Origin of the sequence: Sphingobacterium sp. G1-14 (assembly GCF_002196555.1) — a bacterium.
Lineage (GTDB): Bacteria > Bacteroidota > Bacteroidia > Sphingobacteriales > Sphingobacteriaceae > Sphingobacterium > Sphingobacterium siyangense.
Genome location: NZ_CP021381.1, coordinates 3,508,312 through 3,531,515, shown reverse-complemented (window position 1 = coordinate 3,531,515; position 23,204 = coordinate 3,508,312). Strand labels below are relative to the sequence as shown.

At 41.7% G+C, this 23,204-nt stretch carries 19 protein-coding genes and 3 tRNA genes; 7 read left to right on the top strand and 15 right to left on the bottom strand.

Annotated elements, in window-relative coordinates; all coding sequences use genetic code 11:
- Both CBM24_RS14990 and CBM24_RS14985 read right to left on the bottom strand, forming a co-directional pair.
- Complete coding sequence (locus CBM24_RS14990) at positions 1 to 582, bottom strand: CDP-alcohol phosphatidyltransferase family protein (RefSeq protein ID WP_075992917.1); 582 nt, start codon at positions 580 to 582, stop codon at positions 1 to 3.
- Between the two features lies 1 nt (position 583).
- Positions 584 to 1,705 (bottom strand): hydroxymethylglutaryl-CoA reductase, encoded by a 1,122-nt coding sequence (locus CBM24_RS14985; RefSeq protein ID WP_088161789.1) that lies wholly within the window; start codon positions 1,703 to 1,705, stop codon positions 584 to 586.
- Between the two features lie 125 nt (positions 1,706 to 1,830).
- On the opposite strand from CBM24_RS14985, the gene CBM24_RS14980 reads away from it, so the two are divergent.
- Positions 1,831 to 2,784: a hypothetical protein gene (locus CBM24_RS14980; protein WP_088161788.1), complete on the top strand. Its 954-nt coding sequence runs from the start codon at positions 1,831 to 1,833 to the stop codon at positions 2,782 to 2,784.
- 79 nt (positions 2,785 to 2,863) lie between these two features.
- Here the strand turns inward: CBM24_RS14980 and CBM24_RS14975 are convergent, their stop codons facing one another.
- The 13 genes from CBM24_RS14975 to pfkA form a co-directional block, all read right to left on the bottom strand.
- Entirely contained in the window at positions 2,864 to 4,216 is a 1,353-nt protein-coding gene (locus CBM24_RS14975; RefSeq protein WP_088161787.1) for an SWIM zinc finger family protein, read from the bottom strand.
- The gene (locus CBM24_RS14970) at positions 4,213 to 6,894 is read right to left on the bottom strand and encodes a DUF6493 family protein (RefSeq protein WP_088161786.1); all 2,682 of its coding nucleotides are present in this window, start codon (positions 6,892 to 6,894) and stop codon (positions 4,213 to 4,215) included. The genes CBM24_RS14975 and CBM24_RS14970 overlap by 4 nt, the downstream gene beginning before the upstream one ends.
- 75 nt (positions 6,895 to 6,969) lie before the next feature.
- Entirely contained in the window at positions 6,970 to 7,878 is a 909-nt protein-coding gene (locus tag CBM24_RS14965) for an SMP-30/gluconolactonase/LRE family protein (RefSeq protein WP_088161785.1), read from the bottom strand.
- 45 nt (positions 7,879 to 7,923) lie between these two features.
- Positions 7,924 to 8,997, bottom strand: a complete 1,074-nt coding sequence (gene arsB, locus CBM24_RS14960; RefSeq protein WP_088161784.1) for an ACR3 family arsenite efflux transporter — start codon at positions 8,995 to 8,997, stop codon at positions 7,924 to 7,926.
- A 22-nt stretch (positions 8,998 to 9,019) separates the two neighbouring features.
- Positions 9,020 to 9,439: an arsenate reductase ArsC gene (locus CBM24_RS14955; RefSeq protein ID WP_075992911.1), complete on the bottom strand. Its 420-nt coding sequence runs from the start codon at positions 9,437 to 9,439 to the stop codon at positions 9,020 to 9,022.
- 15 nt (positions 9,440 to 9,454) lie between these two features.
- Positions 9,455 to 10,024, bottom strand: a complete 570-nt coding sequence (locus CBM24_RS14950; protein WP_088161783.1) for a DUF6428 family protein — start codon at positions 10,022 to 10,024, stop codon at positions 9,455 to 9,457.
- Positions 10,025 to 10,063: 39 nt separating this feature from the next.
- Complete coding sequence (locus tag CBM24_RS14945) at positions 10,064 to 10,393, bottom strand: ArsR/SmtB family transcription factor (protein ID WP_075992909.1); 330 nt, start codon at positions 10,391 to 10,393, stop codon at positions 10,064 to 10,066.
- Positions 10,394 to 10,579: 186 nt separating this feature from the next.
- Positions 10,580 to 10,664, bottom strand: a tRNA-Leu gene (locus CBM24_RS14935).
- Positions 10,665 to 10,669: 5 nt separating this feature from the next.
- Positions 10,670 to 10,742: transfer RNA gene (locus tag CBM24_RS14930), tRNA-Gly, on the bottom strand.
- Between the two features lie 50 nt (positions 10,743 to 10,792).
- Positions 10,793 to 10,868, bottom strand: a tRNA-Phe gene (locus CBM24_RS14925).
- A gap of 175 nt (positions 10,869 to 11,043) precedes the next feature.
- Complete coding sequence (gap, locus tag CBM24_RS14920; protein ID WP_070561154.1) at positions 11,044 to 12,042, bottom strand: type I glyceraldehyde-3-phosphate dehydrogenase; 999 nt, start codon at positions 12,040 to 12,042, stop codon at positions 11,044 to 11,046.
- A 4-nt stretch (positions 12,043 to 12,046) separates the two neighbouring features.
- Entirely contained in the window at positions 12,047 to 12,898 is an 852-nt protein-coding gene (locus tag CBM24_RS14915) for a hypothetical protein (protein ID WP_075992907.1), read from the bottom strand.
- A gap of 17 nt (positions 12,899 to 12,915) precedes the next feature.
- The gene (gene pfkA, locus CBM24_RS14910; RefSeq protein WP_075994837.1) at positions 12,916 to 13,893 is read right to left on the bottom strand and encodes a 6-phosphofructokinase; all 978 of its coding nucleotides are present in this window, start codon (positions 13,891 to 13,893) and stop codon (positions 12,916 to 12,918) included.
- A 185-nt stretch (positions 13,894 to 14,078) separates the two neighbouring features.
- On the opposite strand from pfkA, the gene CBM24_RS14900 reads away from it, so the two are divergent.
- The 6 genes from CBM24_RS14900 (at position 14,079) to glmS (ending at position 23,200) form a co-directional block, all read left to right on the top strand.
- Positions 14,079 to 14,750, top strand: a complete 672-nt coding sequence (locus tag CBM24_RS14900; RefSeq protein ID WP_075992906.1) for an NUDIX hydrolase — start codon at positions 14,079 to 14,081, stop codon at positions 14,748 to 14,750.
- Between the two features lie 169 nt (positions 14,751 to 14,919).
- Positions 14,920 to 15,519, top strand: a complete 600-nt coding sequence (locus CBM24_RS14895) for a TetR/AcrR family transcriptional regulator (RefSeq protein WP_088161779.1) — start codon at positions 14,920 to 14,922, stop codon at positions 15,517 to 15,519.
- A gap of 28 nt (positions 15,520 to 15,547) precedes the next feature.
- Positions 15,548 to 16,891, top strand: a complete 1,344-nt coding sequence (locus tag CBM24_RS14890) for a TolC family protein (protein ID WP_075992904.1) — start codon at positions 15,548 to 15,550, stop codon at positions 16,889 to 16,891.
- A gap of 14 nt (positions 16,892 to 16,905) precedes the next feature.
- Positions 16,906 to 17,961: an efflux RND transporter periplasmic adaptor subunit gene (locus CBM24_RS14885; protein ID WP_088161778.1), complete on the top strand. Its 1,056-nt coding sequence runs from the start codon at positions 16,906 to 16,908 to the stop codon at positions 17,959 to 17,961.
- Between the two features lie 64 nt (positions 17,962 to 18,025).
- Entirely contained in the window at positions 18,026 to 21,208 is a 3,183-nt protein-coding gene (locus CBM24_RS14880; RefSeq protein ID WP_088161777.1) for an efflux RND transporter permease subunit, read from the top strand.
- A 150-nt stretch (positions 21,209 to 21,358) separates the two neighbouring features.
- Positions 21,359 to 23,200, top strand: coding sequence for a glutamine--fructose-6-phosphate transaminase (isomerizing) (gene glmS, locus CBM24_RS14875; RefSeq protein ID WP_075992901.1), 1,842 nt, complete (start codon positions 21,359 to 21,361; stop codon positions 23,198 to 23,200).
- Positions 23,201 to 23,204: the final 4 nt, after the last annotated feature.

Here is a 23,204-nt window from a genome sequence, read left to right as displayed (position 1 = left end):
TCAAGCTTTTTTTTGTAATTGGATAAGAAATATACTTTTCAGATTGGATTGCAGCTTCGGGAGAATAATCACGAGGACCAATTCTTCCAAATAGGCCAAATAACTTACGGTTAGCATCAGGTGGAAATAAAAGGTGTTAAATCCGAGTACAAAATAGCTAAAGATAAATATCCCCTGGAGATAGCCTGTTAATTTATAGGACCATAAATGGAAGCTGGGAAAGCGTTTAAATCGGATAAGAGCATAGATCTGGGGAACAATCCACAGGACAATAAGTAGGATAAATTCGATTTTATAGGCCATTACAAATCCTTTTTCCAATGTTATCATGCCGATGAATGCCATGAGGTATGTTCCGATATCTGCGATCGAATCTATTTTGGCACCAAATTCCGTCTGAAGGTTAAATAGCCTGGCGATTAATCCATCGAGAATATCGCTGATCAGGTTGATGGACAGCAATAGGATAAACAGATCCCTGTCTGCCGTTAAAAGGGCATAGCTGATAAAGGGTAATGCCAGTATACGATAGGCGGAAAGTGCATTGGGCACATTCCATCTGTTTTCTTTTTTAGTTTCCATTTTATAGTGATTTTTTTCTGCCTAATTTTTGATGCGCCTGTGTAAAATGACCTGCCGAAAGGGCCGCGGCAATAGATAATTCTCCGGCGAGCGCAAGGGCTGCAGCTATTTCGGCATATTTTATGGCCTTCCCTTCGCCATAACAGTCCATCATTTCCAGGCACTCTCTTTGGGTCGGAAGTGCTGTTCCACCACCGATAGTGCCGACAATAAGATTGGGTAAAGTCACGGCTGCATAGAGTGATCCGTCTTTATTCTGCTCCATTCGCGTGATACCCGTTGCGGCTTCGGCAACACAGGCGACATCCTGGCCCGTTGCCAAAAACAAAGCAGCCAATCCATTGGCATAATGCCCCTGTGCACCTATAGCTCCACTTTGGATAACACCCATGGTGGACGTACGCCAATAGCGATCCATCAGCTCGGCTGAAGTTTTAAGGATTTCGGACACGATGTTGGCCGGTAATGTTATTTCAGCGGTTACCTTTTTACCCCTGACATGATTGAAAGCTGCGGCGGTCGCTTTTTTGTCTCCCGAGCTGTTTCCCTCAATAAACCAGTGACTGGGCTTAATAGGACAAGAGTCAATCATAAAGCGGCAGATGGCCTCTGTGCAGATGGTAACCATATTCTGGCCAGCCGCATCGGCAGTGAAATATTCAAAGGATATGGTTAAATGGTTGCCTTCAATCTGTATGCGGGTATCGGTTAACTTAGCAAATCTGCTTGTGCGTTTGACGATTTCCTGAAAGTTTTCTTCCTCTGCGAGGAACCAGGAAACGAAAAGACTTAAATCCTTGATGTTCTCAAATTTGAATACGGGGCTTCTTTGAACTCCTTCTTGCAGACAGATCGAGGTAATCCCGCCGGCGAGCAAACAGGCTTTAGATCCGCGGTGATAGGATGCAACCAATGCACCCTCAGTTGTGGCAAGTGGAATATGGTAATTTCCGTTGGCTGAAGTGCCATGAACTTTAAGGGGGCCGATGACCCCTGTAGGGACTTGACTCATGCCGATGAAGTTTTCAATGTTGCCCTGGAAGAGCGATGGCGATAGACGGGTGTCTGTCAAGATCGGGAATCGGCTTGCTAATTCCTCTTGTTTATTTATTACGGTTTTCATAGCTGGCTTTTAATAAAATATATGTTTATTGTCTTCCAAAGTTATTGTGATAATCGCAGTTAAAATTGTGGGAAACAATAATATAAATTTTTATTTTTGTGATTATCGCAAATAATAATTGGCTTATGTATCAGGAAAAGTTGATTCAGGAAATACAGCGGAAAATTGATCCTTCGAAATCTCTTATTGAGGTGATTGCAGACGCGCTTGATATTAGTTATGATGCGGCGCACCGCAGAATTTCAATGAAGAGCAAATTTTCAATAGGAGAGACGGTGCAGCTTGCAAATCGCTTTTCACTTTCTTTGGATAAGCTATTTCAGCAAAGTGATCACATCTTAGTAAAAAAAACAGCGGAAATCCAGTCCTTTAATGATCTGTCAAATTATCTAGAGCATTCGTTTAAATCGTTAACGGAGTTTGAATCCAATCTTCAGACCTACCTGTATTACTCGGCAAAGGATATTCCGATCTTTTATACCATCAATACAGGGCTTTTGTCTATATTCAAAAAATATGTATGGCTCAATTTGTTGAGTCCAGACGGTTTGGAATTGTCTTTCGAATCTTTTTTGTCGAAAACACCCATCGATAGTAGAGGCCAGAAGCTTTACGATTATTATTCGTCCATCCGGGTGAAAGAGATCTGGAATGATACTACAATTAACAGTACACTCCAGCAGATCATCTATTTTTCCCAGGCAGGCTTACTTACCGCCGAAAACGGAAAGATGCTCTGTGAGCAGCTTAAAGAACTGCTGTTTTCACTGGAGAAAAGTTGTACGCCAAACAATGACCAGTACCAGCTGTACTACCATGAGCTATTGATTTTAAATAATAATGTCCTAGTTGGAAATAACGACAGAAAGTCATTATTCGTTCCGCATACGATGCTGGGCTATTTCATTACCAATGATAAAGACAGCTGTCGACACGCCTTCAATTTCTATCAGCATCAGCTCAAAAATTCCAGGTTATTAAATATGGCCGGAACACGGGACAAGAAAATGTTTTTTAACAAGGTTTACCAAAAGATTGATCGCTATAAAGCACAGGTAAGTGCGGATAATGAAATGTAAGAAGAGAGAGCGATTGGTACATCGTTAAGGTTGAATTTGGGGAAACAGTCCATTTTAAAATGCTGTGGTGTATGGCAAGTTACGAAATATCACTCAACTTCATCTTTACTGCCAGGATGTGTTTGCAGAGGCCTCTGTTTGTCCGGTTATTTGTAAACCAGGTACAGGTACATTGCAGATCATTCCCTTTACCGACGACAATATGGCTCAGGTCAGCACTGCCTTTTACTTCGGCCTTAATACCATTTTTGTCATGCTGCAGGAGCAGCACAGCATCTTCATCAATCAACTTAACGGCATTTTGCAACCTTGGATTAAAGCGTTTTAAGCGTGAAAGTTTGAATGGAAGCTTTCTGTAAAAATAATTGTTGCTCCACAAATCGTAACCCAATAATCCCATACTGGATAATGAGGCTTGCATGGTTTCCATGGTGCCGAACTGAATGTCATGTTTTATGGAAAGTAGCGTAGGTTGAAAAACCTCATTGGTTCTAAAATAATTATTGATACCCAAGAGCCATTCTTCCGGCAGTTGAACAAGCAGGTTTTCGATATGCTTACTTTCACTAGAAAAACCTCGATAAACGCTTTCGGAAAGTAGAAACAGCATTTGTATGTCCTTGAAATCAAGTACTACCGCTGTACTTTGCTGATCTTCGTGTTTATAGAATGACACACTGTCTACATGTATAAGGAGGTTTTCGATCAGATTGAGCCGATGAATGCCACCTATTTTTAAACTGTTAGGCTTGGCAACAGCAGAAAAAGTATAGCTGTTGCCCGATTTAGATAAAAAATATTCAGGCTTAACCACGCTTTTAGGTATAGCTTTAAAGAGCTGCAATGCTTCAATTCTGTTCAATTGAAAGGCAAGCTCCATTTGCGATAAGTAGACCTGGACATTGCCCAGTCCTTTAATCCAGCGATCGGGCAAACTCACTTTTTTTTCTATAGTCTCTGCGCAAGAAGTGATGACCCTCAGCTCATTTGAACCTACACCGACGATCAATTTATCGGTGCGGCCAACGGAATTAAAAGCCCGGATCGTTACATCGTTAAAATCAACATTGGTACAGCCAGCTTGAATAAACTCCCCGTCAATTCCTGTTTGCAGCACGTCAATGCGCGCGTAAACACTGTTGCAGGATGAAAATGCTTCAAAATGAAGCTGGCCATTACCGACAGAAACGATCGGGTCGCGCATATTGATGCGCTGATCTGGGCTAATTGCAAAATGAGAACGTACTGTTTTACCGAGTGTACTTAAACATTTTGAAGCAACAAATGAATTGATAATGCTGCCATGAAAGAAGCAGGGAACCAGATTGTCCTGTTTGATTTCAGAACAATGCGCCAGGATGAACGATTTATCCTTACTCCCCATAGCGATCGTAGAAGTATGTTGATACTGATATTCAAAGTCTACATTCATTTGCGTTTTACTTTACTTAAAAATATCGGATTTACTTCCCTTTGAAGTTGGGCCGAAACCTCAACATAATGAGCGACCAATTTCTTGCTGTTTACAGGGAGACGTTCGCCATCCAGATGTTCCAAGGTTTTTTCCAGACATACGAATTGGAACTTTTTGATCTGCTGTGCTACAAATGGGCGATCTAAATATTCGATAAACCTGTTAACAGGTGCATATCCGGCAGCAAGTAGCCTACCGATGATATCAGCAAGGTAGGAAAGATCCTGTTTTTTATTTAAAAGTGCAAACTGCACATATTCTGTCGCCAGATCTCTTGAGATCTTCTTTTCAAACAATAAACAAACAGCAATATAGAGCCATCCGCTGCCCCGTACCTCCAGGCGATTATCCATCAAGAACTGCATCGGGTATAGGCAGTTTTCCATGTCCGGGACTTCATTTCCTGAAGCGGCATCTGGGATATAGCGGCATAACAGCGGACCAATGTATTGAGGTGTTAAGCTGAGTTGAAAGGCAATGGCTTCTCGAAATGTTGTCGAAAAAGGTGCTGTATGATAGAATAACGGTGGGTAATGTTTGGTTTCTTCCTGCCTGCACCAGGTATAATTCCAGTTGTGTTCCAGAAACATTCTGTGCCAGGTTGCGTATTCGTTTTTGTCGACGACAATTTCGAATGTGATCTCAAATGGATTTACGACAGCGGGATAGCTTTTAGCTGAAGTATGCTCAAATTCCGGAAATACCTGATCGGGCTGTTTGATCCGTGTTACCTGCGCCCAGAGTGCCAATACATCTGCTTTGGGCTTAACCTGGTCTGTAGCTCCCATAAAGTACTGCATCGCAGAAGCGTAATTTCCCTTTAAGGTCTTTACAAGACGAATAGTCTCTTCATCTGTTTGTTGATATAACAATCTGTTACAGGCGACGATTAGATCTTCTATTTCAATGGCAACCTTTTTTTGTTCATACGCGAGTAGGCGTTTTATCAGTACGTTAGGATGCACGTAAAAGGGGAGGTGACTCGGTGTCGACAGAAATGGTAAGCTGTTGTTGCTGGCGAGTTTTTGTCGCATCCAATCTAGCTTATGCTGTGCAAAGGGAATACTATCACTTTTATGGCCAGTTTTTTCGCCGCTATCTTCGCCAATCCAATAATGCATAAAATCAGCGAAAGAGCGCATGTAGTCAATGTCCCAAAAACGGCTGAACAGCTGTTTGCAATAGGGTTTCAATTGCTTTTTGTAGTCTTTGGGGATATCGTTCTGTAACTGATTCAGCCCTTCGAGGAAGAGGTCGAAATCTAAAGCAGACTTCGTTCTGATGAAATGACCGATCTGAAATAACAAAGCATCCCAATTTGAAGGAATCGTGACCTGTTCCAGTTGTTCTGCCAACTCTTCAAACGCGGGGTCTGCCATGGCGGTATCTGCCACGACGGGAGTCGCCTGAGCCAAGCCGAGAATTTCGAGGGTCTTAAGTTTTAAATTAGTGCGGTGGGGTTCAACGAGATCTTTCAGGACTTCCGGATCAGCCCGTTCTACTAAAAGCTGGGCACCTTTTTCCTGTACTTTTGAATCAGTCTGGAGTAACAGCATGGATAGATCTGCGGAAATGTCAAGTGATCTATATTCTTCTTTTTTCAGCAGGTGTTCGAGGATATCCAGGCAGAGCAGCAGTGATTTTTCTATTTTCTCCTTTGGGAAAATAGTACTCACATGATCAATAAATCCATTTTCATCAAAACCTTCCATTTTATAGATTGTCTTGATCTGTCTGACCGAAAAATTAATAAGGCTTGTATTCGAGGTATTCAGTAGCGAAAACAAGAGCTGTTGTTGCTGTAGATAATCGTGTTGTGTTGTATTAAATATGCCCAAAAGTCGGATATGCCAATCTAAATGTGGCTTTTTCCAGTTATTGAGTAAGGATTCCATTAAACCTGGAATAATAGCGCGGTTAAATACATAGCCCTTCTTCTGCATGATCTGTATGACTTCGGTCCAATATTCAGTCACTTTTTTACAGACATATCCCGTACGTGCTTCCCATTTGGAAAGGTCGAGTACTGGAATTTCATAGCGGTGGAATTGTAGAAATACGTTGTCGATTACCGCAGGATTTTTCAATAAAAAATCGGCTTCCTCTTCTGTATTTCTGTCATGCGTATCTACTGTCAACAAACGAGCAACAAAATAGCTTTCATCAAAGGTGATCCAACCTTGTTGGTAAAACGCCCATAGTACCTTGAAATCAATACCGTTGAAACGTGCCTTTTCTGAAGCCTTAACGATCTTGTGCAGATAGTCGGGCAGAAAAAGCCGATAAAAGGCCATTAAGGGTTCTCCGCCGATGGTTGGATTGCTTAAGTAGGACCTCAATGGGCACAATTGCCAAGTTCCATTTAAGCGTTTAATTTTAGCGATATCCTCAAATTGGCGGGTACAGGCAATAAGTGCAAAATTGAGCGTGGCGTAGACCTGTTGACGGTTCTCATAAAAATCAAGTCGTGCCGGGCCTTGTAAACTATCGTCATCCTTTGCTAAAATATCGCGATCAATATCCAAGGCATGTAAATATGCTATAGTTGCTGCACGTTCATTGGGATTGAGCACTTTACAGTGGTTCAGTACTTCTCCCCAATTTTTGTCTCTGATATACTGTTTGAGGTTATTCATACGGTTAATTAAACATTCAAAAATATCATAAATCTGACGAGCTCCTATAAAAAATGTTTTTTTCTTTCGTTGGTATTAATCCACTCCCCGGGTATAAATGGGGATCTTATAGATGGCTGTTGAAGCGGTGATAAATAAAACCGTACGATCTTTACCCCCAAAACAGACATTGGATGTCCATGGTTCATTTACTTCAATATGGCCGATCAGCAGACCGGTCGGACTATAAATAAAGACGCCTTTGCCCGTTAGGTAAATATTTCCTTGATGGTCCAATGTTATCCCGTCAGATCCCTGATCGATAAGCGCTGTCTGTCCGCTGAGCTTGCCGTCAGATTCAATGGTGTACCTATACGTTTTATTCCGTTCGATATCTGCGACATAGAGGTATCTTCCATCGGGCGAGCCGACAATGCCGTTCGGCTTGCTTACATCATCAACTACTACGATGGCTTTTTTCGCTTTTCCTGGAGGAAGGTAGTAGACTTTCTGCCCCGCTATTTCTGGCTTTTTCCGGGTATAATAATCGCGCAGATAAAAGGGGTCCGTAAAGTAGATTCCCCCTTTCTTGTCTGCCCAAAGATCATTTGGACCATTCAGTTTCTTTCCGTCGACAGCTGTCAGCAGGACGGTAACCTGACCATCTTTGCTGATTGACCAGATCTCGTTCTTTTCGTCGGCACAGGCAAGGAGCTGACCCTGATAGTTAAAGTACAATCCATTTGCGCGGCCTGCAGAATCTTTAAAAAGCGAAAGTTGCCCTTTGGTGCTATATTTCCAGATTTTGTTATTGGGCTGGTCGGTAAAATAGATGTCCCCGGTCTTGTCCACTGCCGGCCCTTCGGTAAAGGCAAACTGTCGGGCTATTAATTTTAGGCTGTCCTGATGAAACAACTGTGCGCTGAGGTCTAAGCCATTTAAGGAGAAGAGTACGGACAGCAGGAGTGTAGGCCAGTGCCTGCGAGAATGAGCTGAATGGAACATATCAACTAATTTATCAATTTTCCGGCAATAAATAATTTTCTTGGGCTATATCACCTGGCCTTTGTAATATTTCTTTCTTAACCAAAAAGCTACATTGACCAAGGCAATCAATGCGGGCACTTCCACGAGTGGACCGATAACACCGGCAAATGCCTGGCCACTGTTGATGCCGAAGACGCCAATAGCAACTGCAATAGCCAACTCAAAATTATTACCGGAAGCTGTAAAAGAAATGGCTGCATTTTTGGAATAATCTGCGCCCATTCGTTTACCGATAAAAAAGCTCACCAGGAACATAATGGCAAAATAGATCACCAAAGGAATCGCAATTCTGACAACGTCCATAGGAATCTGAACGATCAGTTCACCTTTCAGGCTGAACATGACTACAATTGTAAATAATAACGCGATTAAGGTGATGGGAGAGATCAGCGGTACAAATTTGCTTTGGAACCATTCTTTTCCATTTAACTTAATCAGGCCATAACGGCTGATTATGCCCATTGCAAAGGGAATACCCAAATAAATTCCGACACTTTCCGCAATCTGACCGATCGAAATATTGACATCAAGACCTTTCATCCCAAATACTGGAGGCAGAACAGTGATAAAGATATAAGCATAGACGCTGTACAATAAAACCTGAAAAATGCTATTGAGGGCGATGAGTCCAGCGGCATACTCGCGGTTTCCTTCTGCGAGCTCATTCCATACAACGACCATTGCAATGCAGCGGGCTAGCCCGATAAGAATAAGGCCGATCATATATTCGGGGTAGCCCCGAAGAAATACAATCGCCAGGATAAACATTAGAATAGGCCCTATGATCCAGTTCAGGAGTAGGGAAGTCCCCAGTATCTTTGTGTCCTTAAATACTTTGCCCATATTTTCATATTTCACCTTGGCAAGTGGTGGATACATCATCAGGATCAGGCCAATGGCAAGTGGAATATTGGTGGTGCCGCTTGAGAAAGAATTGATAAAATCAGACGAATACGGGAAAAGGAATCCAATAGATACTCCGATTGCCATCGCCAGGAAAATCCATAAGGTAAGGTATCGGTCGAGGAAACTCAATTTTTTCCTTTCATGTGCTGGGGCGCAGTTGTTGGCTGACATATTTTTTTGTTAGTGGGTATGTTTATTTATCGAGATTTTCCGCTACAAATTCAGCACTGTATGTTTTGATAAGATCACGTACCCTTCTGAATTCATTCATAACTTCTTCCTCCGTCCCGGTAGCTTTTGCCGGGTCTGGGAAATTGTAATGTAGTTTTTTAGCCCTTGAAGGAAAATATGGACAACTCTCTTTGGCATTATCACAGACCGTAATTACATAGTCAAAGTCTATTGCCGCATACTCATTGACATGATTAGAGGTGTGGGATGAGATATCAATGCCGGCTTCAGCCATAACCTGAATAGCTTTAGGGTTAACGCCATGCGTTTCTATGCCGGCGCTATAAACCTCGGCTCGGCTACCTGCGAAATGTCTTAAAAATCCTTCTGCAATTTGGCTGCGGCAACTGTTGCCGGTGCAGAGTACCAATATTTTTTCCATTTTTTAATGTATTGATTAGCAGCAGCCGCCACCAGGTTTACAAACGGGGCCATCAGCAGCCAGATTAACCATTTCCAGCTTTACAGGTTCGGCTTTAGCAACGGGTGCGCAGCATTCTTCTCCAGCTGACGTGTTGCCACAGCTTCCTCCACGGTTAATGGCTTTGCACTGGGTATAATCTGGAGTAAGGTTAACGATTAAATCTTGTCCGGACACGGTAAAATTACCCGGATACATTTGGCGTGTATCGAACTGCGAGTTGCCAAATTCAATTTTTACAATAGCATTGGGATTAAGCGGTAATTTCTTTTCAACGATATCCACGATAGACATCGCTTTACTTGCCTGCATTGCACGGCCTTCTTCTGTTTCCCTTGGTTCCCATAGTTGGACAATGATTTCAGTCCAGGAGTTCATTACGCCACCACAATCGACGGATAAGATCGGAGCCTGTTTGATTTCTGTGATATGGTAGGAGGGATCTACCCATTTACCTGCTGCATATTCAAATTGTAAAATTTGATTCGGGTTTTGCTGGAGCTGCGTTTTAAACGTTTCCCAGTTGATAAATGCTGTGTTGTTCATGTTATATTGCAATTTAACGATTAATTGATATAAATTTTTTTAGCAACAGTTTGTGTTCTCTTTATAAGAGTCAAAGAAAGCTGCCAGGTTTGTTTTCAATAATTTCCAGGCTTTCGGTTCAATGCAATAGCATACCCGTACACCCTCAATGGTGCCCTGGATAATACCTGCATTCTTCAATTCTTTAAGGTGCTGGGAAATTGTTGGCTGTGCCAATCCTAGTTCCTCAACCAGATCACCACAGATACACGAATTTGCACGGATGATGGATTGAAGGATCGCAATACGGGCAGGATGGCCCAACGCTTTGAGCATTGTGGCGAGCTGATTCTGCTCTTCTGTGAATATTTCTGTCTTAGTAAGTCCCATAATGTTATTGCAATATTACGATTAATTTTTCGAAAATGCCAAATTGGAAACAAAAATTATGTTACGATGATATTAATCGTAGTCTTGCGCTCAAATCGAACTCGAAATGGCCTAAAATTAAATTTGGGGCAAAGGTTTTTTTGGGTATAAAAAAAAGAGACAACCGATACTCGGCGTCTCTTTTTGTACCTAGGGCGGGAATCGAACCCGCACTCCCTTAACGGGAACAGGATTTTAAGTCCTGCGTGTCTACCAGTTCCACCACCTAGGCAGGTGAGCGAAAAACGAGATTCGAACTCGCGACCCCAACCTTGGCAAGGTTGTGCTCTACCAGCTGAGCTATTTTCGCATTGGAATTATTATTCTTTCAATCTGTCAGAACCTTGCGTTCTTCCTTTTTGGTGGTGCCAGCTGGATTCGAACCAGCGACACAAGGATTTTCAGTCCTTTGCTCTACCAACTGAGCTATGGCACCTTTTCAATTTAGCTGTCTGCCTTATTGATGATGCAAATATAGACGGATTATTTGAATTACGAAAGCTAAAAGCGCTTTTTTTTGCGTTTAAACGCCAACCTGCTGATTTTTAAGGAAAAAAAATAAGGGGCTATTCTACACGAATAGCCCCTCTATAGGATATTGGTCGAGTTGATTAAGACAATTTACCAACTTCTAATACCAAGTCAACGATTTTGTTTGAATATCCCCATTCGTTGTCATACCAAGATACAACTTTAACGAAGTTATCATTCAATGAAATTCCTGCTTTTGCATCGAAGATTGATGTACGTGCATCACCTAAGAAATCTGAAGAAACAACTTCGTCTTCAGTATAACCTAAGATACCTTTCAATTCGCCTTCAGAAGCTTCTTTCATTGCAGTTTTGATTTCTTCGTATGAAGCACCTTTGTTCAAACGTACTGTTAAGTCAACAACTGAAACGTCTGCTGTAGGAACGCGCAATGACATACCTGTCAATTTACCTTTCAATTCTGGAAGAACCAAACCTACTGCTTTAGCAGCACCTGTAGATGAAGGGATGATATTTTGGTATGCACCGCGACCACCTCTCCAGTCTTTTACTGAAGGACCGTCTACAGTTTTTTGTGTTGCTGTAACCGCGTGTACTGTTGTCATCAAACCTTCAACGATACCAAATTTATCGTTTAATACTTTAGCGATAGGTGCTAAACAGTTTGTTGTACATGAAGCGTTTGAAACGATGTGTTGATCAGCTTTCAATTCTTTGTGGTTTACACCCATTACGAAAGTAGGGGTGTCGTCTTTCGCCGGAGCAGACATCACTACTTTTTTAGCACCTGCATCGATGTGTTTTTGAGCCAACTCTTGAGTCAAGAAGAAACCTGTAGATTCGATGATTACTTCAGCACCTACTTCATTCCATTTCAAGTTTGCCGGATCTTTCTCAGCTGTAACACGGATAGTTTTTCCGTTAACAACCAAATTACCGTCTTTTACTTCTACAGAACCGTCAAATTTGCCATGTGTTGAATCATATTTCAACATATAAGCCATATAATCTGGTTCAACTAAGTCATTGATACCAACAATTTCAATTTCTGGACGATTGATAGCCGCTCTAAATGCTAAACGACCAATACGGCCAAATCCGTTAATTCCAATTTTCATATTCTTAATTTTTATTGATATAATATTTAATTAAATTATGTATCGGTTCTTTTACAACAGTACCAATACTGATATTAAATTCGTCTGTGGCAACTTCCCGAAGCAAGTGCTCATAATTAAACGCTACTGAACCCGTAAAGTTTACGTCACTGTCCGGATATTCTTTCATTAAGGGCTTGATGTAGGTTTTTATAAACGTACGAAGCCCATTTTTAACCAATTGACTAATGAATAGATGATCTTTATTTTCGAGGACAAAGTCGGTAAATGAATTCAGAAAATTTGTCGGTTGTGGGGAAATATACACCCTTTCCAAAATGGTTTTCTTATCGATGTTAAATTCTCTTTCCAGTTTGTCCCGCAGATCAACAGGTAAGGTATCCGTCATATAATGTTTGAGCAGCTGCTGGCTATTCCAGTTTGTCGCCCCCTCATCGGCCAGAATATAACCTAGACCATAGTTATTGTCAATGATTTTTTTCCCTGTATAATAAGCTGCATTTGATCCACTCCCAATGATGCCAATAATTCCCCTTTCGTCGCCGAAAGTGGAAATTGCCGAAGCAATGACATCATGATCAACGCGTACGCGCGCATTGACGAAAAAACGTTCGAGGACGTTTTTTATTTTATCTTTACGTTCCTTCGACGAAGATCCCGCTCCGAAAAAATAGATCCGTCTGATTTTTTCGGCGTTGTTGATCAGGTTGGTGTTTTTATGCAAATGCTGTAGTATGGAGCGCTCATCTTGAAGATAAGGATTGATCCCGTTCATGCGGAACCCCGTAGTGATCCGCCCCTTGTCGGCCAATCTCCAGTCTGAAAATCGAGATCCACTATATACTACTGCTATCATGTCTGTTCAAATTACGATTATAAAATCTCAGCCATTTCCAATAAATCAGGGCTAAGTTTAATTTCCTTATTGCTGATTGCTTCTTCAATTGGAGTTGTCTTGATTTCATTACCACGAAGCCCAACAGTAACTCGTGTGTTTCCGGCCAATAATTCATTGACAGCAGCAAAGCCCAATCTACTCGCAAGCACGCGGTCGAAACTCGTTGGAGAACCACCTCGTTGCAAATGCCCTAATATACTAACTTTCGTGTCGTAATGATCAAACTTTTCTTTTACTTTTTTTGCGACATAATAAGCACCACCATTTTGGTCGCCCTCTGCAACAATAACAATAGATGACGATTTCTTTTTAATGGCGCCGTCTTCTAAATGACGGATTAAATCGTCAATGGCCGTTTCTTTCTCTGGAAGTAAGATTGCTTCGGCTCCGCCTGCAATACCTGCATTCAACGCAATACAACCTGAATCCCGGCCCATTACTTCAACAAAGAAAAGACGTTCATGTGACGCCGCAGTATCTCTGATTTTATCAATAGCTTCAATGACTGTATTGTTGGCCGTATCATAACCGATGGTATAATCAGAACCGTAAAGGTCATTATCTATTGTACCAGGTATACCTATAATAGGTATCTCAAATTCTTTGGAGAAAAAATTAGCCCCTGTAAAGGTACCGTCACCACCAATAACCACCAATGCATCCACACCGGCAGCGATCAGATTGTCATAGCCTTTTCGACGGCCTTCCGGCGTCTTGAACTCCATGCAACGCGCTGTTTTTAATATCGTACCACCACGTTGTATAATATTGCTGACCGAACGCGTATCCATTTCTATGAAATTTGCATCGATCAGACCTTGGTATCCTTGATAAATACCCGTTACTTGCAATCCCTTATGTAATGCTGTTCGAACAACAGCACGAATACAGGCATTCATACCAGGAGCATCACCTCCCGACGTTAATACACCTATTTTTTTAATTTCTTTTATCACACGCTATATTTTAGGTTTTACGAATATAAGATTTTTATAGTGTATATTCTACACTTTGAATAAATTTTTCAATATTTTTTTGCGCATCACGTTTAGGAAGCGTATAATTGTTACAGATAACCCGATGATTAGTAACCGCTAAATTTAGCTCAGTATATTGCACATAAATAAATTTAGAAGTTTTGTATAGTAATTTTACCGTTGACTGTGTCATATTAGGCTTTCACGAAGGAGAATTAAAAGTTCTTTTGGCCGAAAGAAATGAATATCCTTTTAAGGATTGGTGGGCATTGCCAGGTTTTTTCGTGGATAATGACGAAGAGATGGAAGATGCCGTAAAACGAATTTTGTATGAGAATACAGGTTTGAAAGATGTATTTATGGATCAACTGCATTCCTTTGCCGGATTAAAACGGCATCCAAAGGGGCGCATTCTGACGGTGGCCTATTACGCCCTCGTGCAGCTGGACAATACCAAATTGAAAACCAAACCTGTTACAAACTATATGAAGCAGGCGAAATGGTTTCCCGTTCGGAATGTACCTGAACTGGCATTTGACCATAAGCAGATTTTGGACCTCTGTCTGGAGCGATTGCAGCGGCGTCTTGCTTATAAGCCGATTGCTTTTGAGTTGCTGCCCGAAAAATTTACCCTCACACAGTTACAGCTGGTGTATGAGGGGATCTTGAATAAACCACTCGATAAACGCAATTTTAGAAAGAAAATGCAAAATTATGGCTTTCTAAAAGAGCTCGACGAAGTGCAGACTGGAGTTGCCTATCGCGCAGCACGGCTCTATAAACTGGATAAACGAAAATTCTTAAAACATTTTCAGAACACGGTCGCATTCTAACAGATCTGTTCGTATAATAAAAGGCAAACTCGAGAGTTTGCCTTTTTTGTTGTCAGGTTAATATCAAAATTATTACAATTTCAAAATTTATTTTGCCCAAGATGTTACTTTTTATATTTTTGAACAATTTTTGATAAAAGTCAGAAAGTAGAAAGGAGTTTTTTGAAGAATGGAAGATAGAAAAGATCAAATCATTCATGCGGCGATAAGACGCTTTATGCATTACGGTTTTAGTAAGACTACGATGAATGAAATTGCGGAGGATATAAAAATTACCAAAGCGAATTTGTACTACTATTATTCGGAAAAGAATGCACTTATACGGGATGTGATTGTGCGTTTGACAGATGAATATAGGGAAGAGGAGGAGAAGATGGTGGCGGTGCACGTGGGCACCACTTACGAGCTGATCATGAAAATACTGGAACTGCGCGATGCATTCGTCCGGAAATACTATATGCTGCACATGAACGAAAATCTGGAATGGATCAAGGGACTTTCCATGCAGGATTTTTTTCAATGTCTCCACGACCGCGATGTGAAAGCCTTGTTTGAGATCCTTCAGATCGGTGCCGAAAAAGGTGAAATCGATGGGGAGCATCTCTATGAAACAGCCGAAATCTATGTGGAATTGATGAAAAGCTTATCCTTGATGTGCAATATTTCCGATATCATTTCGGGGATTCCAAATCAGGATCGGTTTGATGAAGTATTGCAGAAACAAAAGCTGGCTACCAAGCTGTTTTTTAATGGTATAAATAAAAAGTAGATATAAAATTAGGACAAATAAATTAGGAATGAAAACAATCAGAATACTAGCCAGCCTTTTATTAGGTACGATGGTTTTCCAGAGTCATGCACAGCAACAATTGAGCTTAAGTGATGCGATTAAATTTGCTTTGCAGAACAAAGCTGATGCGAAAAAGGCAGGACTCGATGTCATAAATGCCGAACATAAAATCGCGGAAGTTAAATCAGGCGCATTGCCACAAGTGAATTTTAATGGTGGAATTACCTACAATCCAATGATCCAAAAAGTTGCTTTACCAGGAGAGCTTGTTGGTCAGCCAGGGACAACCGTTATGGCAGCTTTTGGACAAAAATGGCAATCCACAAATTCAATAAGTTTAAACCAACAGCTGTTTAATCAAACGGTATTTACTGGATTGAAGGCTGCTAAAACTACACGCGAATTTTATGTAGTCAACAAGACTTTAACAGATGAGCAGTTGATTGAGAAAGTGGCAAATAGTTATTATGATGTTTATCAGTCCAAATTGCAATTGAAAACTGTAGATAACAACTTGGAGAGCACAACAAAAACAAGGGATGTTATCGAGGGGTTGTTTAAAAATGGGTTAGCCAAGAAGATTGATTTGGACCGTACAAACGTTGCCGTGACGAATTTAAAAGCCTCTAGACAACAGCTGATAAATGCTGTTGAGCTAAAGGAAAATGCGTTGAAATTTGTGATTGGCATGTCCATGTCGGAGCAGATTTCCATGCCGAGCTCCACCTTTGAGACCGTTGCCTTAGATGCTGTATATAATCCGCTAGACGTTTCTGACAGGACGGAGATTCAGGTGTTGGCAAAACAAAATGAATTGCTTGAATTAAATAAAAAAGCAGAGATCTCCAAATATTATCCGACGCTGTCGTTGACTGCCAACTATGGAAGACAGGGTTTGGGACCTGTTTTCCCAATATTTTCTAAAGCTGAAGGTGTAAATTGGTCCGGCTTTTCGGGTATCGGACTTAATCTGACCGTTCCTATTTTCAACGGATTCCTGACACGTTCGAAAGTTCGTCAGGCGCAAATTGATATTGATAAGTTACAGGTGGATATTGCTGATACGAAACTGGCCTTAAGTATGGCAGCAGAGAATTCAAAGGTTCAGATCAAAAACTCCTTGTTGACGATCGAGTCGAATCGCAAAAATGTGGATTTGGCGAAATCGGTATTGGAAGATACAAACAACAACTATAAAAATGGTCTAGCGACATTGACTGATCTTTTGGATGCAGAAAACGCTTATGCAGATGCACAAAATAATTTAAACACTTCCTTGCTGGATTATAAAATTGCTGAAGTTCAGCTGATCAAAGCAAATGGAAAACTTAAATCACTCATTAACGAATAATTGACTAATACAATATGAAACGCGGAATTATTACCCTACTTATTATTGCTGCTGGTTTAGCAGGAATATTTTTTGTGTTAAATAAGAATAAAAAGAAAAACGAAGCCGAAACTGCGGAAGTAGCCAAGAAAAATGTGGCTATTGCTGTGCGTATCGATACAGCAAAAGTATCTTCCATGGATTTACGCTATACTGCTAACGGAACATTTTCTCCGAAACAGGAAGTAACTGTTTCGGCTGAAACTGCCGGCCGGGTAGTGAAAGTATTGGTTGATGAGGGTTCGCATGTGAGTGCGGGACAGACTTTGGCAATCATCGAGGGTGATAAACTGAATGTTAACGTGGCGAATGCGCAAGCGGCATATACCAATGCGCAGGCTGATCTGAATCGTTTTGAAAGTGCTTTTTCTACGGGAGGTGTAACCAAACAACAGTTAGATCAGGTGAAATTGCAATTTGAGAATGCGAAAAATAACTTAAAAGCTTCTAAATTAAATGCTGGCGATGTAACCATCAAAACGTCGGTATCGGGTATCATCAATTCACGTAAAATCGAACCGGGCACTTACCTGAATGTCGGTGCTGCGGCCTTCGATATTGTGAATGTTGCGACCTTGAAATTGCGTGTCAATGTAGACGAAAAGAATGTAGCGACCTTAAAGATCGGTCAATCTGTTGATGTGACAGCGAGTGTGTATGCAGATCAACGCTTTACCGGTAAAGTAACATTTATCGCACCTAAATCGGACGGTAGCTTAAATTTCCCGGTTGAAATCGAGGTAAATAATGCATCGAACCAATTGCGTGCTGGTATGTATGGCACGGCCATCTTCGGCGAGGGCGTTGCCAGCAATACATTGATCGTACCACGAAATGCTTTTGTGGGTAGTGTGAGCGACAACAAGATCTTTGTGCTGAAAAACGGTAAAGCAATCGAAACAAATGTCAAATCTGGTAGAAACTTTGGTGATTACATCGAGATCTTAGGTGGTTTGCAAAATGGCGATCAGGTGATTGTTTCGGGTCAGATCAATCTATTTGACCAAAGCCCTGTAGAGATTATTAAATAGAGCATACTGTAATCAGTAGCAGATGCAACCCCGGTTGTATGGCTATTAAAAATAAATTATTCGAATGAAAATTACCGAAATATCGATAAAACGCCCCAGTATAATTATCGTATTATTTATAATACTGACATTAGGCGGGTTGTTTTCTTATACGCGATTGGGCTATGAATTGGTCCCTAAATTTGAAATTAACGTCATTACGGTACAGACGGTCTATCCGGGAGCTTCACCTGCAGAGGTTGAGAGTTCGGTGACAAAAAAAATAGAGGATGCCATTTCATCCCTGGAAAGTATCAAAAAGGTGGAGTCGACTTCGTTGGAAGGGGTATCAATTGTCATGATCACCCTCAACAACGGTGCGGATGTCAACTTCCTGCTTACCGATGCTCAACGGAAAATCAATGCCGTGATCAACGATTTGCCGGATGATGTAAAAACACCTTCACTCTCCAAATTTTCCCTGGATGATGTGGCCATCATGAGTTTGGCCGTAACGTCCAACTTATCGGAGAAAGAACTCTATGATCTTTTGGATAATAAAATCCAGCCGGTCTTTGCGCGGATCAATGGTGTTGCAAAAGTAGACCTGATCGGTGGAGAGGAACGTGAAATCCAGATCTCTGTAGATCCGAAGAAAATTGAAGGTTATGGACTGACAATTTCTCAGGTACAGCAAATAGTAGCTGCATCCAATCTCGATTTCCCGACAGGTAACGTAAGTACCCGCGATAACCGGACAACCATCCGTCTTTCGGGTAAAGTCACTTCGATCGAGGAGCTGCGTAACCTTCCGATCACAACGCCGGCAGGGGTGCAGATCTATCTGCGCGATATCGCCGATGTACGGGATGGTATCAAAGAGATTGAAAAAGTAGCCCGTCTTGACCGTCAGAATACAATCTTATTGCAGGTCTTTAAACAGTCTGATGCAAATGCGGTAGCGGTATCCGAAGCGGTCAAGAAAACGATTGCTGTACACGATAAAAACGGAAAAGTAATTAGCGGTGTAGAGAAGGATTATGCGGCACAGAATATTAAAATTCTAGTGGCCAATGACTCTTCAGAATTTACATTGAATGCGGCCGATAACGTGATCCACGACTTAATGATTGCCATTGCATTGGTGGGCTTTATCATGTTGTTCTTCTTGCAGAGTTTACGTAATGCGGCGATCACCATGGTGGCGATTCCTTTATCTTTGATTGCTACCTTTATTGGCTTGCTTCTAATGGGCTATACCCTGAATTTGATGTCTTTACTAGGTTTATCCCTGGTGGTCGGTATTCTTGTGGATGATGCGATCGTTGTTATCGAAAATATTCACCGCCACATGGAGATGGGTAAAAACAAGGTGCGTGCGGCATTTGATGGTGCTTCGGAAATTGGATTTACAGTAACGGCGATCACCTTGGTTATCGTGGTGGTGTTCCTTCCGATCGCGATGTCTACGGGCTTGGTGGCCAATATCCTGGCGCAATTCTGTGTGACTGTAATCATCTCGACTTTATTATCCTTATTGGTGTCATTTACGGTAGTACCTTGGTTATACTCGCGTTTCGGTAAATTGGAGCACTTGAGCAAAACATCTTTCTTTGGCCGTATTATTCATGGCTTTGAAAGCGGTTTGAACAGCTTCACACATTGGGTTGCAGGATTATTGACATGGGCTTTACAAAACGTTGGTACAAAACTAGCTACTTTGTTTTTGGCTATTGGTTTGCTTGTGGCATCGTTTTTTTTGGTCGGTATGGGTTATATCGGTTCGGACTTCTTCCCGAGTATCGACCGTAAGGAGTTTTTCATCCAGTTGGAACTCGATAAAGACGCTTCCCTGGAGAAGACCAACTTATTGACGCAGAAAGCGGAGGCTTATATTAAATCGAAACCCGATGTCAAAGAAATTATTACGACAGTGGGGCAGTCCTCGGACGGTATGGCCTCGACAACGGGTTCGCGTTACAAATCGGAGATCCACGTGATCCTCGACAAAGAAAATTTTGAAGGCAACTCACAGGTATATTCAGCGACGCTGAAGCGTGAACTCGAAAATAAACTGATCGGTGCAAAAATCAAAACGGTCAATGTGGGTATCATGGGAGCGGAGCAGGCGCCATTGAAGCTGACCATTATAGGTGCTTCTGTCGAAGATGCACAGGAATTTGCGGAGAAGGCGGCAGATCAATTGCGCAAGATCCCTGGAGCAGCGGGTGTCAAATTGACTTCTGAAGCGGGAAACCCCGAGATCAATGTGAAGATCGACCGTGATAAAATGACCTCTTTGGGGCTGAATGTCTCTACTGTGGGTATGACGATGCAAACGGCATTTTCAGGAAACACGGATAACAAATACAGAGCCGGCGATAATGAGTACGATATCAATATCCGCTATGCGGAAAATGGTCGTGCCAATATCGACAACGTGCGTGATCTGAAATTTATCAATAATCAGGGTGCTTCCATTTCTTTGGATCAATTTGCCAATGTAACTTATGGCTCGGGACCTACTTTGTTGGAACGTCGCGACAAGTCGCCGGCAGTATCCATTCAGGGACAGGCCATCGGTAGACCGATGGGTACCGTAGCGCAAGAGTGGCAGGCACAGTTTGAAAAATTGCCGCGTAAACCGGGAATCGTCTTTATCTGGGGTGGTAACATGGAGAACCAAACCGAAGGTTTTGGTACTTTGGGAATTGCCTTATTGGCATCTATTATCCTAGTATATTTGGTAATGGTTGCTTTATACGATAGTTTTATCACACCATTTGTGGTCTTGTTCTCGATTCCATTGTCGTTTATCGGAGCCCTGTTGTTCTTGGCTTTGGGAAATCAGACCTTGAATATCTTTACGATTTTGGGTATCATCATGTTGATTGGTCTAGTGGCCAAGAATGCGATCATGCTGGTTGATTTTGCCAACCATCGTAAGGAAGCTGGCGATAACACGCACGATGCATTGGTGGCAGCCAATCATGCACGTCTTCGTCCGATTTTAATGACGACAATTGCCATGGTATTTGGTATGATTCCTATTGCAATCGCTACTGGAGACGGTGCCGATATGAATAGAGGTCTTGCGATTGTTATCATCGGTGGTTTGTTATCTTCTTTATTTTTAACCCTGGTTGTTGTACCAGTGGTGTACTCCATTTTTGACAGTCTTCAACGTCGTTTTGGCAAGAAGGAAAAAACAAATTATGAAGCCTTGATGAAGGAAGATTATGACCATGCAGATGTGGCAGAACACTAAAAAATAATACATTTTACAATAGAAAAAGGCGACTAATAAAACATTAGCCGCCTTTTTTGTGTTAATTCTAGGTTAATCAATCGATTGCGTAGATATTTTTTATTACATTGCGGCGCATTAACAAAATATACACTTAAAATTGAGACATACATGTGTGGAATTGTAGGATACACAGGTTATCGTCAGGCGTATGGTATCGTCATTGACGGATTACAAAAGTTAGAATACCGTGGTTATGACAGTGCTGGAGTGGCATTGCATAAAGGTGAGCAGATCGATGTTTACAAAAAGACAGGTAAAGTCGCAAACTTGGAGGAGTTTGTGTATGGCAAAGATCTACAGTCGACCACAGGGATAGGCCACACCCGTTGGGCTACCCATGGTGAGCCTTCTGATCGGAATGCACATCCGCATTATTCCAATAGCGGGCGTATTGCGATGATTCATAATGGCATCATTGAAAACTATGCTTCCTTAAAATCAGAATTAATCAATAAAGGTTATACATTTAAAAGTGATACCGATACAGAGGTTCTGGTCAACTTTATCGAAGAGATCCAAGTGCAGAATGAATGCTCTTTAGAAGAAGCGATTCGTATTGCTTTGAAACGGGTCGTAGGGGCCTATGTGATCCTTGTATTGGAGGCTGGTCATCCGGATCGTATTATTGCAGCGCGTAAAGGAAGTCCTTTGGTGATTGGTATCGGTAAAAATGAGCATTTTTTGGGTTCAGATGCTTCCCCGATGCTAGCATATACCAAAGAAGTCGTTTATATCAATGACTACGAATTGGCTATTATCACTCCGGAGGAGTTGATCCTTAAAAATCTGGGTAATGAGCGCATCACGCCTTATGTCCAAAAATTGGATCTGGAGTTGTCGGCTATTGAAAAAGGTGGCTTTGATCACTTTATGTTGAAAGAGATCTTCGAGCAACCGCAAACGATCTTTGACTCCATGCGTGGACGTCTGGATCTGCAATCCCATCAGATTACATTGAGTGGCATTGAAAAATTTGCGAATGAGATCAGCAATACCAATCGCATTGTGATTGTTGCCTGTGGTACGAGCTGGCATGCCGGACTTATTGCAGAATATGTTATTGAGGAATTATGCCGTATTAATGTAGAAGTTGAATATGCGTCGGAATTCCGCTACCGTAATCCGGTTATTCATCCAGGGGATGTTATCTTGGCGATTTCCCAAAGTGGTGAAACGGCTGATACATTGGTTGCGTTGGAAAATGCGAAAAAACAAGGCGCTATCATATTGGGGGTTGTCAATGTTGTTGGATCTTCTATCGCACGACTTTCGGATGCAGGTGCCTATACACATGCTGGACCTGAAATCGGTGTGGCGAGTACAAAAGCATTTACGGCACAGTTGACTGTATTGAACCTGATCGCCTTAAAGATTGCTTCTTTGAGAGGCTCGATCAGCGAAGAACGTTATCAAAAACTTGCACAGGAATTAAATGAGGTGCCTGAAAAGGTCCAGTGGATTTTGGATACGCAGGTTGATAAAATCAAAACCATCGCCAAAAAGTACAAAGATGCCCGAGACTTCCTTTTCTTGGGTAGGGGGTATAATTTCCCGGTTGCCTTGGAAGGTGCGCTTAAACTCAAGGAAATTTCCTATATCCATGCCGAAGGTTATCCTGCAGCAGAAATGAAGCATGGGCCTATTGCATTGGTTGACGAGAACTTACCGGTTGTTTTTATCGCTACAAAAGATGCTTATCACGAGAAGATTGTTTCAAATATTCAGGAGATCAAAGCGCGTAAAGGAAAGATTATATCGGTGGTTACCAAAGGCGATGCTGTTTCAGAAAATCTATCGGATGATTTTATGGAAATTCCGGAGGCCGATGAGATCATTGCTCCATTGATTTCGGTTGTACCATTGCAACTGCTATCGTATTATATTGGTGTAGAGCTAGGCTTGGATGTGGACAAACCACGTAACCTGGCGAAGTCGGTAACTGTAGAGTAAGGAG

What these genes read in the sequence shown, in the direction of transcription:
- CBM24_RS14990 (WP_075992917.1), bottom strand. Translation starts at nt 582, where the DNA reads ATGGAAACTAAAAAAGAAAACAGATGGAATGTGCCCAATGCACTTTCC.
- CBM24_RS14985 (WP_088161789.1), bottom strand. Translation starts at nt 1,705, where the DNA reads ATGAAAACCGTAATAAATAAACAAGAGGAATTAGCAAGCCGATTCCCG.
- CBM24_RS14980 (WP_088161788.1), top strand. Translation starts at nt 1,831, where the DNA reads ATGTATCAGGAAAAGTTGATTCAGGAAATACAGCGGAAAATTGATCCT.
- CBM24_RS14975 (WP_088161787.1), bottom strand. Translation starts at nt 4,216, where the DNA reads ATGAATGTAGACTTTGAATATCAGTATCAACATACTTCTACGATCGCT.
- CBM24_RS14970 (WP_088161786.1), bottom strand. Translation starts at nt 6,894, where the DNA reads ATGAATAACCTCAAACAGTATATCAGAGACAAAAATTGGGGAGAAGTA.
- CBM24_RS14965 (WP_088161785.1), bottom strand. Translation starts at nt 7,878, where the DNA reads ATGTTCCATTCAGCTCATTCTCGCAGGCACTGGCCTACACTCCTGCTG.
- arsB (WP_088161784.1), bottom strand. Translation starts at nt 8,997, where the DNA reads ATGTCAGCCAACAACTGCGCCCCAGCACATGAAAGGAAAAAATTGAGT.
- CBM24_RS14955 (WP_075992911.1), bottom strand. Translation starts at nt 9,439, where the DNA reads ATGGAAAAAATATTGGTACTCTGCACCGGCAACAGTTGCCGCAGCCAA.
- CBM24_RS14950 (WP_088161783.1), bottom strand. Translation starts at nt 10,024, where the DNA reads ATGAACAACACAGCATTTATCAACTGGGAAACGTTTAAAACGCAGCTC.
- CBM24_RS14945 (WP_075992909.1), bottom strand. Translation starts at nt 10,393, where the DNA reads ATGGGACTTACTAAGACAGAAATATTCACAGAAGAGCAGAATCAGCTC.
- gap (WP_070561154.1), bottom strand. Translation starts at nt 12,042, where the DNA reads ATGAAAATTGGAATTAACGGATTTGGCCGTATTGGTCGTTTAGCATTT.
- CBM24_RS14915 (WP_075992907.1), bottom strand. Translation starts at nt 12,898, where the DNA reads ATGATAGCAGTAGTATATAGTGGATCTCGATTTTCAGACTGGAGATTG.
- CBM24_RS14895 (WP_088161779.1), top strand. Translation starts at nt 14,920, where the DNA reads ATGGAAGATAGAAAAGATCAAATCATTCATGCGGCGATAAGACGCTTT.
- CBM24_RS14890 (WP_075992904.1), top strand. Translation starts at nt 15,548, where the DNA reads ATGAAAACAATCAGAATACTAGCCAGCCTTTTATTAGGTACGATGGTT.
- CBM24_RS14885 (WP_088161778.1), top strand. Translation starts at nt 16,906, where the DNA reads ATGAAACGCGGAATTATTACCCTACTTATTATTGCTGCTGGTTTAGCA.
- CBM24_RS14880 (WP_088161777.1), top strand. Translation starts at nt 18,026, where the DNA reads ATGAAAATTACCGAAATATCGATAAAACGCCCCAGTATAATTATCGTA.
- glmS (WP_075992901.1), top strand. Translation starts at nt 21,359, where the DNA reads ATGTGTGGAATTGTAGGATACACAGGTTATCGTCAGGCGTATGGTATC.